Source organism: uncultured Victivallis sp., from assembly GCF_944391105.1.
Lineage (GTDB): Bacteria > Verrucomicrobiota > Lentisphaeria > Victivallales > Victivallaceae > Victivallis.
The window spans coordinates 44,107-58,168 of record NZ_CALXSK010000008.1; the positions used below are offsets into that span (position 1 = coordinate 44,107).

The following is a 14,062-nucleotide window of genomic DNA, read 5'->3' on the forward strand; positions in this document are numbered from 1 at the left end:
TTATATTCTTCCCGGACTCATGAATCCGGGGAGAATGGAATATGGAATTTCGCAAGGTCGGAAAAACCGATTTTTCGGTCGGAGCGGTCGGGCTCGGGGGTGAACACCTCGACGGCAAACCGTATGCCGTCGTCGAGGAGACGATCCACGCGGCGCTGGACAACGGCATCAACCTCATGGATCTCTTTATGCCCGGCGAGGAGGTTCGCACGAACATCGGGCGGGCTCTCGCGGGACGGCGCGACAAAATGATGATTCAGGGGCACATCTGCTCCGTGGATCTGAACGAGCAGTACGACATCAGCCGCGATCTTGCGGTCTGCAAACGCTATTTCGAAACGCTGCTGCGCTGCCTGCGGACCGATTACATCGATTTCGGCATGCTCTTCTTCGTCGATTCGGCGGCGGATTACTCCGCCGTTTTCGAGTCGGATATCCTGGAATACGCGCAGGATCTGAAGCGCCGCGGCGTCATCCGGGCGATCGGGGCGAGTTCGCACAACCCGGTGACTGCGCGCCGCATCGTCGAGAGCGGCGTCGTGGATCTGCTGATGTTCAGCATCAATCCGGCGTTCGACATGATGCCGCCGGATTCCGATCTCATGAAGATGATCGGCTCTCCGGGCGAACTCATGTCCGGCATGAATCCGGTCAGGGCGGAACTCTACCGGCTCTGCGAACAGCGCGGCGTCGGAATCTCCGTCATGAAGTCGCTCGGTGCGGGCAAGCTGATCTCCCGCGAACACACGCCGTTCTGTGAACCGCTGACCGTCGCACAGTGCATCCACTACGCGTTGACCCGTCCTGCGGTGGTTTCCGCGCTGGTGGGGTGCTGTTCGGCGGCGCAGGTCCGGGAGGCGGTCGGCTATTTTGACCTTTCCGACGCGGAGCGCGACTACGCCCCGGTCGTCGGCAGCCGCCGCAACGATTTCAAGGGGAACTGCGTCTACTGCAACCACTGTCGCCCATGTCCGGAGGGGATCGACATCGCGGCGGTCAACAAGTATCTCGACATTGCGAAACTTGATGAGTCGGCGATTCCGCCGAGCATCGCGCAACATTATCGGAGTCTGGAACATACGGCATCGGAATGCATCGGCTGCGGCAGTTGTGAAAAACGGTGCCCGTTCGGAGTTCCCGTGATGGAAAACATGAAACATGCGGCGCGGCTGTTCGGCTGTTGACGCGTCATTTTTCAGGAGAAATCGATATGAATCTCGGCGTACAGTATTACCGCGCACCCTTTCCCGATTCGAAATACTGGGAGGACGATCTGCGTAAAATGCGCGATTCGGGACTGAATACGGTTCAGCTCTGGATCAGCTGGGGATGGGTTGAGGCGACACCGGACAAGTTCGTTTACGACGACTATGACCGCCTGGTCGAACTCGCCGCCGGAAATGGACTCGGCGTGGTGTTGAGCACGATTGCGGAGATCCAGCCGAACTGGATTCACCGCGTTGTCCCCGGCAGCGAAATGATCGGCCTGAGCGGAAACCCGATCCTTTCGAGCGCCCGGTGCGAACACCATTTCGGTGTGACGCCCGGCGGATGCACCGACCACCCCGAAGTGTGGGCCCGCATGAAGCGCTTCATCCAGGAGACCGGGAAACGTTACGCCGGACTCGACAATCTGCGCGGCTGGGACATCTGGAATGAACTGCGCTGGAATGTGCAGGCCGGTGAACTGGTCTGCTTCTGTCCGGAGACGCTGCGCAAATTCCGTTCGTGGCTGGAGGAGAAATACGGCTCGCTCGACGGCTTGAACGAGGCATGGAAGCGGCGCCACTGTTCGTGGGAGGATGTGATGCCCGGACGGATTATCGATGGAGTCTACACGGAACTCATGGCATTTCAGCACTTTCTGACCTGCCGGGCGGACCGCCACGCGGCGATGCGTTATGCTGCGATGCGCGAAGTCGACCCGGTTCATCCGATCACCGCACACGGCTGCCAGCCGAGTGCAATGTACTCCGGTGCGATCGAGTTCGACCAGTATGCCCTCGATCGCGGAAACGACTGGAATCTGGCCGACGAACTCGACGGCATCGGCTGTTCGAGTTTCCCGCAGTGGAGCGGAATCGACGACGCCGATTTCGGGCTGCGCATCGACATGGTCAAATCCGCCGCCCGCGGCAGGAAGGTGTGGCTGAGCGAGTTGCAGGGCGGGCGAGCCGCGGTCGGATTCAACGTCTATGATGTGGTGCGCGCGAATCAGCAGCAGCGCTGGCTCTGGAACGGGCTCGGCTGCGGCGCCGATACGATTCTCTTCTGGTGCTGGCGCGACGAGGTGTTCGGACGCGAATCGAATGGATTCGGCATCGACGGGCGCGACGGCTTTGCGGAAGAGCGCCTGGCGGCGACCCGGATCACGGGCTCGCTCTGGGAAAAATATGCGGAACTCTTTGACAACTATGTTCCGGACACTTCCGAAGTCGGGTTGTTTTTCTCGCCGCAGAGCTACTATCTGGCCTGGGCGCAGGAGGGAACCGCCAACCGCATCCGGGACGGACTGACCGGATACGGACGGGCGCTTACCAAACGTTCGATTCCGCTGGTTTCCGTGGAGGAGACCCATCTTGAGGTGCTCGACCAGTTGAAAGTGCTGTTTCTGCCGCGCGTGATCGTTACGGACCCGGCGACGGAGCAGGCTCTCATCGCGTTCGTTGAACGCGGAGGAACGCTTGTGGTCGAGTCCGAGTGCGGCGCATTCAGCTCTGCCGGATTCTACCGCTACCCCGAGGAACGGTTCCTGAGCCGGATGGGCATGACGGAAATCGGCCGACGCTCTCTGGAGGCGGATGAGGCGGCGTTTCGCTACGGCGGAAACGATTACCAGCTCGGCGTTACGCAGTGGCGCACCCCGGTCGAAGCGGATGCTTTTTGTGTGGAGAGACGGTTCGGAAAGGGGCGGATCATTCATCTGGCGAGTTACCCCGGTAACGCATATCTTGCGAAATGGAATCCCGCATTTGAGGCGCTGCTTGCGGCGATTGTGCGTGATTCCGGTGTTTCACTCCCGGTCGAAGTGCTTTCCCCGGAGTGCGGCGACAAGGAGTTCCTCTACTTGAAGAGCGGCAAATCGAAGGGGAGGAGTCTGCTTTTCGTCTTCTTCCCCGCGGAGGTGGAGAGCGCGGAAGTTGTGCTCGGTCCGGAGTTGTTCCCGGATGGAACGGCAACCGAACTCTTCTCCGGGGAGGAGTTCCGGGTTTCGGTTGCCGCGGATGGTCGTCGCGTTCTGAAGTTGAAGCCGGGGCGTTTCCGTATCTCCGTCTGCACCGACGCGCCGGACGTCAACGGCGGTCTGCGGCGCTGACGAGAGTCACGCCTTTGAGTTGCGCCCGTTCGACGGCGTATTCCCGAATCTCTTTCGGTGCGCCTTCCGGAAGGTAGAGCGGAAAATCCGGGAAGAGTTCGACGAAGGCATTCGTCAGCTCCTTCGTCAGCTCTCCGCCGCCGATGACGATCAGCGCTGCTCGATTCCGTTCCGGATGTTCGTAGAGATACTGGGAAAAGCGGGTCAGCGTATGGAATGTCGCTCCCGAATCGATCCGGATCACAAACCGGTCGGTTCCGGCAACCTTGAGCGCCGTGTACGCAAAACCCGGCGATTGAAAGGTGAAACAGGATTCCGTCTCCGCCGCCTGAAGCACAAAAGGTGCGATTTCGACGGCGGACTCGCGTTCCGGCAGCGGCAGCGCATGGTAAACCGGCATCATGAATTCACCTCCCGAGTTCGAGACCGTCGTATCCGACCGCGATGCCGTACGGTTTGAAGTACTCTTCGAGCTCCTCGTGGGTCACGCCGATATGGTGGCTGATGTGGGTGACCACCACGCGGGTTGAAGCGGTCACGGCTCCCAGTTCGGCGAGCTTGTCGCGAAAGGCGATTGCCGCCCTGGCGCCGAGATGCGTTCCGCGTTCCTCCGCGTAGGGCATGCGGATTCCCATGCTGATCTCGATCACGGCCACTTCAAGTGGACGCCATCGCAGCAGTTCCCAGGACTCCGGCGGCCACCAGCCCGTATCGTTTGCGATGAGAATGCGGCTTTCGTCCCTGTTTTTCAGCAGGTAATTCAGCGCGCATTCTCCCGGCGCGTGGGCGGCCCGCACGGGCAGAATCGTGAGCTCTGCGTCCTGAATCGGAACGCCCGGAACCGGTTCGACCGGATCGAGTTGCAGCGAATGTGCCGATTCTCCCATCTGCCCCTCGCGTACACGCCGGTCGAGTTCCGAGAGGATTCTGGCGTTCGCATAGAAACCGATCCTGCGGCCGGGACGGCTGAATTCTCCGTTCCGCCAGAGCAGATCGACCGGATTGAAATGGTCGATGTGTGAATGCGTCATGAGGATTCGCCGGATCTTCGCCGGATCGATGCGGAACTCTTTCATCTGCCAGTTCGCATCCGGGCCGAAGTCGACGAGCGTGTGATCTTCGATCAGATAAGAGGTGCGACGCCGGATGTTCTTTCCGCCGAGCTCCATCGCCTTGCGGCAGTTCGGACACTCGCACCAGATTGCCGGAATCGACTCCGAGGCCGCGCTGCCGAGAAAACGCAATTTCATTTTTCACGCTCCTTCCGGTACTGTTCAAGCACCTTCACGCACTCCGGGCAGATGCAGTCGTGATGCCAGAACTGCACCCAGCTGACTCCGTTCTGTCGGGCGAGTTCAAGCTGCTCCGCGATGGGGAGGCATTTCAGGCGGCAACTGCCCATCTGGCCCTCCCATGCGCCGAAACCGGCCGCTTTCGCGCTCTTGAGATAAAGCCGCATGAGCGGATGATTCGGGTTGTCGCAGATTCCCTTCCAGCCGAGCCAGAGACCCATCGGTACGACAGTTGCGTTCTTTTCCTTTGCCTTTGTGATCGCGTACTCCAGAATCTGTGCGCTTTCCGAAAGGTCGCGCCGGTTGCCTTCGGCCGTTGAACCGAACCAGTCGGTATAGGCGATCCCAAGCGGAAAATCCGACAGGTGTTCGAGGTGGATGTCGATGACGCGACAGCAGAATTCCACATAGAGCTTCTTTGCTTCCGCATCGTAGTTCAAGGCGCCGAAGTCCTTCTTTGACAGAGGAATATAAAGTTCCAACCCGTTTCCGAACGGAAAGCCGGTCATGGGAACGTAGTTGATCCGGTTCCGGTTCGGGTCGGAGAGAAGCCGGTCGGCGAATTTTGCAACGGTTTCGTTCCAGATCTTCAGAAACGGCGTATTGAGTTCCCGTTTCCCGTTCCGCTCGATCCACGGCAGATATCCCCCCTGATTCCTGGCCGTATCGAAGATCACGCGCGGGATTCCCGCCTTTTCATACACCCATTCCGGAGTGTGAATCCCGGCCAGGATTCCGTAGGAGAGGTTCTTGTCGGAGTCGACTGCCTCCTTCAGCATCCGGTCGAGCCCGGGATAACGTACGGCGTTCTCTTCCGGCTGAACCATGCGCCAGGTGACATAATTGGTCACCCCGTCGACCGGAGTTTCGAAAAGGTTGATCCGTTTCCCCTCCTTTGTGACCCAGTTGCAGGTGTTGGTCAGAGCGTAGACGCCCGGTTTCGGACGGCGGTCAAGTTCCGGCAGCTCATCGGCTGCCGTGAGGAACGTTGTGCACAGCATGGCGATTCCTGTTGCGATAGCGTATGGTTTCATGAAATGTTTTCCTTGAAATTCTTCTTTCAATTGGCGGACCAGTCAATGGTTTTGCTGCTGGCACTCATATCTTTTTCCGGCGACGCACTGCCGTCGATGAACACCACATTGAATGTTCCCGAGTGGCGCGGCGCAAACCACGGCGTCGTTGCGTATGGACTGATGTAATGTCCTTTCATGTCGATGTCGAGAATCAGCGGCTTGCGTTTGCCGCGCCCCCAGACGTCGCGCCGAACCGGCCAGCCGACACCGTTCGCCGCACTGTATGTCCGGTAACTCATTCCGTAGGACCAGCTGATCGATGTGCCGATCGCGGATGGACACTGAAACAGTTTGAGATGACCGTAAAGCCCGGTCGTGTTCTGATCCTCATGCCTTCCGGCAACATAGCTGACGATGTCGGTTTTCCAGTTCTTTTCGGGAGAATTCGAGCTCCACGCCGCTGGCCAGTAGCCGTAATCTCCCGTATACATCACCGTCGCGGTGTAAAGTTGTTTCAGGTTGTTGATGCAGTTGATCCCCTTGGCGCGTTCCCGGGCCTGCTGCAGCGCCGGCAGCAGCATCGACGCCAGAATCGCGATGATCGCAATCACCACGAGGAGCTCGATCAAGGTAAACGCCGCCTTTCCCGGCGCAGAGTCGTGGGCTTTGACCGTTGCATGGTCGTGGGAGGCAGGGGGCGTGTCCGCCTTCCGGAGCGTTGCATGGTCGTGGGAGGCAGGGGGCGTGTCCGCCGCCCCCCGCACCCCCTGCGTCCGGCAAGGTGCCGGTGCCGGGTACGGAGCGGTTCCGGACGTGGCTGCGGTCGGCAGGCGCGAGGGGAAAGAGCCGCAAAAACGCGAACGGCTCTTCCCGCTTTTCTGCGGAAAGACCCATTCGCGTTTTTGCTCCACTTCGCCGCTTGCCGAGCGGAGACTTTGTTGCGGGGCAATGATGGACCGATGAGGAGTTTGAGGGTTGGTCGGTACGGGGAGAGACGCGCTCTTACGAGCCGCTTTCTCTCCCCCGAACCCCTCTCTTGTTCTGCCGGGCGCTGAACTTTGTTGCGGGGCGATGATGGACCGCTGGGAAGTTTGATGGTTGGTCGGTACGGGGAGAGGCGCGGTGTTTCCAATCGCTTTCTCTCCCCCGAACCCCTCTCTTGTTCTGCCGGGCGCTGAACTTTGTTGCGGAAGTTCAGACGATTCTGGCTGCGGAGCGGAAAGCCGATAACTCTTGGACATGGGGCAAGTTTTTATCGCTGGATATTCAATGAGCGAAGCCGCATTGATCACCGCTGTGCGGCGCTTCATCGGCAAGGCTGAGGGTTGGAGAGCGGAAAAATAGCGGTTTTCCGGGAGGAATGAAATGGCGCAGGATGTGGTTTTCGGCCGATCGACTGGATGATTTTTCAGCATTTTTTCACAATTCCTCTTCCATGGGGTTGATTGCGAGGCCGAATCGTGATATTTTGTACCGGTTCGGCGTTTCGTTGCACACGGGATTTCCGGATCAGAGGTCGTCGGAGTGTTGCAGCACTCCGCGGCCTGTTTGCTTTTCAGGGGGCGACACCTCCCGTCCCCGCGGATTCCCGCGGAATGAAGCGTCCCGGATGTTCCAGGTGTCGAAAGGTGACGGAACCCGGGGCATCAAGCTGATCACGCAATATGGTGTACAGCAACTTCGAGAGTTCCGGGAACGAGGCTTCGATCGAGGCCAGCGGCGGATCGCATTCCGTGCATTCGGGTTCGTCGTTGAGCCCGATGACCGCGACCTCCCCGGGAACCTTCACTCCGGCCCGGCGCAACGCTTTGAGTACGCCGAACGCGCGTTGATCGGTCCCGCAGATCACCGCATCGAACCGAAGTTTCTCTTCCAGCATGCGGCGGATCGCCCATTCTCCATCTGTGGCGCCCGGGGGACAGAATCGGTAAAGTTCCGAAATATAGGGCAGCCCCGCTTTCGCCAGAGAGTGACGGAATCTGTGGTAACGGTCGATGGCGTAGCCGTAGTGCGGAATTTCCGGCAGCTCCGGAGACCACAAATCGAGCAGCGCGATCCGCTTCCGGCCTCCGGCGGCGAGAAAGGAGATCGCGTCATCGAATGCCGGCCCCATGTCGAATCCTGCGGTGTGACAGAAATCCGTCGCCTCGAAATAGCGCCCGACACACACTTTCCCGGCGGCGTTCAGCCGTTCGATGACCGGTTTGAGTTCCGGTACGAGCGAGGGGAACAGAAACGCCGGAACGTCACTGCGGTTCAACAACCGTTCTCCCTCTTCCGGCGTATACCGGTCGTGATCGAAAAAGACCAGGTTTAAAATAAAATTGTCCTTCCGGGCCGCCTCTGCAAAATATTCGAGAGTATACTGGTGATTGAACCAGTTCGGCGTCTCCTTCGCATTCAGCAGATGCAGGGATGGCATCACCGCCGTGATCATTCGAACCGGACGGGCGGTGTCTCCGGCAGATGGTTCCGCGCGGAACGTTCCGATGCCGTTTCTGCGGTAGATGAGTCCGCGCGACATTAAATTGAAATAGACCTTGTGCATCGTCGTTCGCGATGTCTCCAGCTCATCAGCCATCTGCTGTTCCGACGGGATCCGGTCCCCGGGACGGTAGCGCGGCAGCACCTCGCGCAGCAGGTGCCGTTCCAACCGTTCCGACTTCGAGTTGTTTTCCATAAGTTTCATCTCGTTTTCTAATCAGCTGCTAAGCAGCTAAGCGGCCTTCTCTTTCATTATACAAAAAAAGTCGCGCTTGTCAAGTGGTTTTTTGAAAAAAATGATGATTTTCAAAGAAATGCGACTGGCGGTTTCATGCCTGTGACTCTGTCTCCGGAGAAACGGGGAAGGGGCGGAGAATGCGATTCGGTCGACGTCAAGGAGAAATTTTATAAGAAATTGTTAGGTTAAGCTAATAAACGGTTTGAAATGAACCGCGCGAAATGATATATTAGAGCCGCGAAAGGAATATGCGTTATGAGCAACAATGTGATTTCCAGCAGCCTGGAAGATTATCTCGAGGCGATCGCCGAGATTATCGAAACCAAAGGCCACGCCCATACCAAAGATATCGCCGAACGGCTTCAGGTGAAAATGCCGTCGGTGACGAATGCGTTGCAGGCGCTCTCGGTTCGGGGGCTTATCAACTATCAGTCGCACAGTCCGGTGGTTCTGACTAGTCGCGGTGCGGAAATGGCGGCGGTGATTCGCCATCGCCATTCCGTGCTGAAGAGCTTCTTCTCCGGTCTTTTGAAACTTGAGGAGAAGGAGGCCGACGAAACCGCCTGTAAAATTGAACACGTCATCGGGGAAACGGTTCTCTCCCGCCTGGTCGTTCTCATCGAGGCGATTGCCGGGCGCGAAGACTGTGCATCGCTGCGCGATTTCCTTGAGACGACCATGCCCAGGGTCAAAACCGAAGTCGCCGAGGGAGAACTTGCGAACGTCATCCCGCTCAACGAACTTCCGATCGGACAATCCGCCGTGGTCGTTCAAGTGGATGAAAATCTGCGCGGCGTGAAGAAATTCGCCGATCTCGGCCTCGTCCCCGGCACGCTTCTGCAGGTCGAGGGGCATGCGCCGTTCGGGGATCTGCTCCGGATCAAGGTCATGGGAAGCAGTCTCTCGCTGCGTTCGCGTGATGCGGCCTTCATCTGCGTCAAGCTGACCTGAGGGGGGCTTTTTTCTGAAAAAGTGTTTAGCGGATTCTAATTTTTGAAGCTATCGTCTTAATTGCAAGGATATTGGTTCCTATGGAAAGCAAAGTTTTCAGGATCGCCCTGGCCGGTAATCCGAACTGCGGAAAAACCACGATATTCAATCGGCTGACCGGCACGCGGCAGCATGTCGGCAACTATCCGGGCGTCACGGTCGAACGCAAGACGGGGGTCTGCCGGATCGGGGACTTCCGGGCCGAAATCATCGATCTGCCCGGTATTTACAGTTTGTCCTCCTCTTCTCCGGAGGAGAAAGTCGCCTTTCAGGAGCTGCTCAATGACGACATCGACCTGATCCTCAACGTCATCGACGCGGGCAACGCGCAGCGCAACATGTATCTCACGACGCAGTTGACGGAGCTGGATATTCCCATGCTGCTCGCGTTCAACATGATCGACGATGCGGAGAAACAGGGGCTCGTCTTTGACTTCGGTAAACTCGAACAGTTTTTCGGCGCTCCGATCGTGAAGACGATCGGCTCATCCGGCGTCGGTCTTGAAGAGCTCAAGAGTGCGATCTGCGCAATCCGGGACAATCCGTCTCCACAGCGTCCGGTCAAGCCGAAGTACGGACCGAAGACCGATGAGGCGATCCGCGCTCTCACAGCCGGAATCGCGGCGCTGAACCTTCCCGAAACACGTCGGATTCCCGCCCGTTATTTCGCGATCAAGGTGCTTGAGGACGACCCTGCGATCTGTTCCAGACCGGGGTTTGAACCGTTTTGCCGGGAGGCCGGGGAGTGGAGGCGTCAGATCGCGGCCCGCAACGGCATCAACAGCCGGACGCTGATGGCGGACGTTCGCTACGGCGTGATTGCCGGCGCCTGCCGTGAAGCGATCACGATCAGCAGCGACCGTCGCCGCCAGTTGTCGGATGTGATCGACAAATATGTGACGAACCGATTTCTCGGGGTGCCGATCTTTCTGCTGATGATGTACCTCGTGTTCGAATTCACCTTCACGCTCGGGCAGTTCCCGATGGATTACCTGGAGATGTTCTTCGGGTGGCTTGGTGAGTCCGTGACGGCGATCTGGCCGGCGGGACACGGGGAGTTTCTGCGGCGACTGATCGTGGAGGGAATCATCGGCGGTGTCGGCGGAGTGCTTGTTTTTCTGCCGAACATTCTCTTTCTCTTTCTCGCCATCGCAATTCTGGAAGGAACCGGGTACATGGCCCGGGCCGCGTTCGTCATGGATGGATTCATGCACATGTTCGGACTGCACGGCAAGAGCTTCATCCCGATGCTGATCGGTTTCGGCTGCTCGGTTCCGGCCGTGATGGCGACCCGGACGATCGACAATGAAAGCGACCGCCGGACCACGATCATGGTCGTGCCGTTTATCAGCTGCGGCGCACGGCTGCCGATTTATTCGATGTTGATCCCGGCGTTTTTCGCTCTCAAATACCAGGCGCTGGTCATGTGGATTCTCTACTTGATCGGACTGGTTGTTGCGCTCGGTTGTGCGCTGGCGTTGAAATCCACGCTCTTCAAGGGGGAGGGGGAGGTGTTCGTCATGGAACTGCCTCCGTATCGGCTGCCGACGCTGCGCAGCATCCTCATTCTGATGTGGGAGAAAACCTCGCTCTATCTGCAGAAAGCCGGAACGCTGATTCTTCTGGCGTCGATCATCCTCTTTGTCATCAACACCTTCCCGGAGAAGAGCGACTATTCGAAAGATTATGATGCCGCTATTGAACAAGTGCAGAATTCCTCCTTGGCCGAGGCGGAGAAGACAATGGCTGTATCTACCCTTGAAGCGGAACGGAAAGGCGAAGCGCTCGAATATTCGATCGCCGGACGGATCGGCAAGGGACTGGAAACGGTCATGAAGCCGATCGGGTTCGACTGGCGCGTGAGTTCCGCGCTGATCGGTGCGTTCGCGGCCAAGGAGCTTTTTGTCGCCCAGCTTGGAATTCTTTATTCCGTCGGGGACTCCGAAGCGGCGGAGGGGACGCTGCAGCGTGCGCTCCGGAACAGTTACACTCCGCTTCAGGGATTCTGCATCATGCTCTTTTGTCTGCTGACGGTTCCCTGTGTCGCGACGATGGCGGTGGTGCGGCGCGAGTCGAATTCATGGAAGTTCATGTTCGGGCAGATTCTGCTTTTCACCGTGATCGCTTATACGATTACCCTCATCGTCTTCCAGACCGGTTCGCTTCTGAACATCGGAACTTCGATTTCCGCGCCGGAGGAGACTGCGGTTGTCGAATCCGCCGGAATCGGGGCGGCACGATGACCGACAGCGAATTCGAGGCGAAGTTCCGGGCGATTGCCGCGACGGTGCGGCAGAAGCTCGAACACTCGAGCGGCTGCCATGATTTCGACCATACGCAGCGTGTTCTGGCGAACGCAATGCGTCTGGCGGACGAATTACCGCCGGCCGACCGCCGGGTTGTCCGCATGGCGGCGCTGCTGCATGACATCGCCCGGCCGGAGGAGATGGCCGACGAAGGGCGGACCTGCCATGCCGAGCTCGGTGCCGAACTGGTTGTCCCGCTGCTGCGTGAAGCCGGGTTCGGGGAGGCTTTCACTGCGCATGTGTCGGCGGCGGTTCTGACCCATCGTTACCGATCGGGACGGATTCCGGCCTCTCTTGAGGCGGAGATCGTCTATGATGCGGACAAACTTGATTCCCTTGGCGCGGTCGGTATCGGCCGGGCGTTTTTGTTTGCGGGACGTGTTCATGCGCGACTGCACAATACGGAGAAGGAGGCGGTTCTCTCTCCCGCATACAGCCGTGAGGATACGGCCTACCGCGAGTATCTTGTGAAGTTGCGACATCTGCCGGGCGGGATGCTGACGGAGCCGGGCAGACGGATCGCCCGGGGACGTGCCCGGTTTATGCGGACCTTTTTTCGGCGATTGAATGAAGAAACCGGACTGAATCTCGACTCGGAGCATCACGTTCCCGCGGCAGACAGTGACGGTGCAATCCATTGATTTTCCATTGAAACCCGTGCGGAAACGGAAGGAGGAATATGTTGAAAAAGCTGAATTGGATCTCCGGAATCTCCCTGCTTGCCGCCTGGGGCGCGGCTGGTCTGGATGTGCCCGCCGTTCCGGCAGAAGTCGGAGCCGAGATGCCGTTCGTCACCTGCCTGGCTGCGGACGCCGATCACAACGGAACTCTGCTGCGGTCGGTGACGCGTGGCGATATCGCCACTGAGGCGGTCACGCGCCGCGCGGTTCGTCTGGAACGCGCGGGAGAGCACATCCGCTTCCGTGCTCCGAAACCGTTCAATGCGATCGTTGTGCGCTACTGTATTTCGGATGCGCCGCGGGGCGGGGGCATTGACGCGTCACTGACCGTTGCGGCCGACGGCAAACCGGCGGCGAAGCTGCCGCTTCATTCGCGCTACACCTGGCTCTATGCCGATTCCGACGGAGGGTTGGCGGAGGATCCGGCGACAGCCGGAAAACCCGGCGGGTTTGCGCGCAATTTCTTTGATGAGGCGCGGATGCTCTTCGACCGCGAATTCCCTGCGGGCACGGTACTGACGCTTCAGAAGGCGACGGGGGACGACGCGGCTTTTTATGTGATTGATCTGGTCGATTTTGAACTGGTTCCGCCAGAAATCCCATGTCCGGCGGATGCGCTCGCCATAACGGATTTCGGCGCTGTCGCCGATGATGACAAGGATGATACGGCCGCTTTGCGCAAATGTGTGGAAGAAGCGAGGAAACAGAAGAAAAAGGTTTACATCCCCCGCGGCGTATTCCGGCAGGATGGCCTTCTGGATCTGGACGGCGTCACGGTCTGCGGCGCGGGCATGTGGTACACGACGATCACAACCCACGCGCTGCCGCCGCCGAATGGCCCCTGGAGCGGCAATCTGGGATTTGCTCTGGCCGGCCGGGAGATCGAAATCCGGGATCTGCACATCATCGGGCAGAGCCGGACGCGCAACCGTCCGTTCCAGCGCGGAGTGATCGGTTCCGGGGAGAAATTCAAAATCGAACGGCTCTGGATCGAACGCTGCGGCGTCGGCATCTGGATCGGAGAGTGCCGGGACGGCGTGATTCGCGACTGCCGATTCCGCAACAACAAAGCCGACGGAATCAACGTCAACAACAACTCCCATCGCGTGGTGATAGAGAACTGCCATGCGCGCGGCAACGGTGATGATTCATTCGCTGCGTTCTCCAATTCCGACAAGGGGGGCGGTCTGACCGGTGGAAACAGCGACATCCTTTTCCGGCGCAACACCTCCGAATCGAACTGGTGGGGGAACGGCATCGGCTTGTACGGCGGAAAAAACATCGTTGCGGAAGCAAATCTTGTCCGGGCGGCGCATCCCGTTGCCGGAATCCAGGTTTCGACCGGACACAGTGCCTGGCCGTTTGAGAGCGTCATGGTTCGGGACAACTGGATCGTCGACTGCGGCGGCGTGAACTGGAGACAGCAGTTCGGGTCGATCTGGGTTCATTCGCCCGGCACGCCGATTGAAGGGGCGGTCTTCGAACGGAACACCGTTCTCAACGGCCAGAACGACGCTGTGAAACTTCAGGGTGGAAACACGATTTCGCTTCTGCTCAAGGACAACCGGGTTTTCGGAACCACCGGGGACGGCGTTCGGATTCTGGGCAATGTCCGCGGACGCGTCATGCTGGACGGCAACCATTTTCAATCGATCGGCGGCCGCGAGCTGCGGAACGATGCCGGGAAGGCGGTTCAGCTCGTCGAGAAGAAGTGACCGTAATCGGAAAAATATAAAACGA

11 protein-coding genes are annotated in these 14,062 nt (G+C 58.8%); 6 read left to right on the plus strand and 5 right to left on the minus strand.

Translation table 11 applies throughout. From position 1 onward, the window contains the following. Positions 1 to 41: 41 nt before the first annotated feature. A complete protein-coding gene (locus tag Q0K10_RS04475; protein ID WP_294503736.1) occupies positions 42 to 1,184 on the plus strand; it encodes an aldo/keto reductase in 1,143 nt (380 codons plus the stop codon). A gap of 26 nt (positions 1,185 to 1,210) precedes the next feature. Beyond that, entirely contained in the window at positions 1,211 to 3,316 is a 2,106-nt protein-coding gene (locus tag Q0K10_RS04480) for a beta-galactosidase (protein ID WP_294503739.1), read from the plus strand. Here the strand turns inward: Q0K10_RS04480 and Q0K10_RS04485 are convergent. From Q0K10_RS04485 to Q0K10_RS04505, 5 genes are all read right to left on the minus strand, one after another. Next, on the minus strand, positions 3,294 to 3,719 hold the full coding sequence (locus Q0K10_RS04485) for a hypothetical protein (RefSeq protein WP_294503742.1): 426 nt from the start codon (positions 3,717 to 3,719) through the stop codon (positions 3,294 to 3,296). The genes Q0K10_RS04480 and Q0K10_RS04485 overlap by 23 nt on opposite strands. Before the next feature lie 4 nt (positions 3,720 to 3,723). Next, positions 3,724 to 4,566, minus strand: coding sequence for an MBL fold metallo-hydrolase (locus Q0K10_RS04490; protein WP_294503745.1), 843 nt, complete (start codon positions 4,564 to 4,566; stop codon positions 3,724 to 3,726). Continuing rightward, positions 4,563 to 5,642 carry a hypothetical protein gene (locus Q0K10_RS04495; RefSeq protein ID WP_294503747.1) on the minus strand — a complete coding sequence of 360 codons (1,080 nt, stop codon included), beginning with the start codon at positions 5,640 to 5,642 and terminating at the stop codon, positions 4,563 to 4,565. Before Q0K10_RS04495 ends, Q0K10_RS04490 begins: the two co-directional genes overlap by 4 nt. A 26-nt stretch (positions 5,643 to 5,668) precedes the next feature. After that, complete coding sequence (locus tag Q0K10_RS04500) at positions 5,669 to 6,535, minus strand: DUF1559 domain-containing protein (protein WP_294503749.1); 867 nt, start codon at positions 6,533 to 6,535, stop codon at positions 5,669 to 5,671. A 644-nt stretch (positions 6,536 to 7,179) separates the two neighbouring features. Then, a complete protein-coding gene (locus Q0K10_RS04505; RefSeq protein ID WP_294503752.1) occupies positions 7,180 to 8,313 on the minus strand; it encodes a GntR family transcriptional regulator in 1,134 nt (377 codons plus the stop codon). 288 nt (positions 8,314 to 8,601) lie between these two features. Between Q0K10_RS04505 and Q0K10_RS04510 the strand changes: the two genes are divergently transcribed. The 4 genes from Q0K10_RS04510 to Q0K10_RS04525 all read left to right on the plus strand — a co-directional run bounded on the left by Q0K10_RS04510 (position 8,602) and on the right by Q0K10_RS04525 (position 14,037). Next, entirely contained in the window at positions 8,602 to 9,297 is a 696-nt protein-coding gene (locus Q0K10_RS04510) for a metal-dependent transcriptional regulator (protein WP_294503754.1), read from the plus strand. Positions 9,298 to 9,377: 80 nt separating this feature from the next. Further along, positions 9,378 to 11,579, plus strand: a complete 2,202-nt coding sequence (feoB, locus tag Q0K10_RS04515; protein ID WP_294503757.1) for a ferrous iron transport protein B — start codon at positions 9,378 to 9,380, stop codon at positions 11,577 to 11,579. Then, positions 11,576 to 12,283, plus strand: coding sequence for an HD domain-containing protein (locus tag Q0K10_RS04520; protein WP_294503760.1), 708 nt, complete (start codon positions 11,576 to 11,578; stop codon positions 12,281 to 12,283). Before feoB ends, Q0K10_RS04520 begins: the two co-directional genes overlap by 4 nt. Positions 12,284 to 12,321: 38 nt before the next feature. After that, complete coding sequence (locus Q0K10_RS04525) at positions 12,322 to 14,037, plus strand: right-handed parallel beta-helix repeat-containing protein (RefSeq protein WP_294503763.1); 1,716 nt, start codon at positions 12,322 to 12,324, stop codon at positions 14,035 to 14,037. Positions 14,038 to 14,062 lie beyond the last annotated feature (25 nt).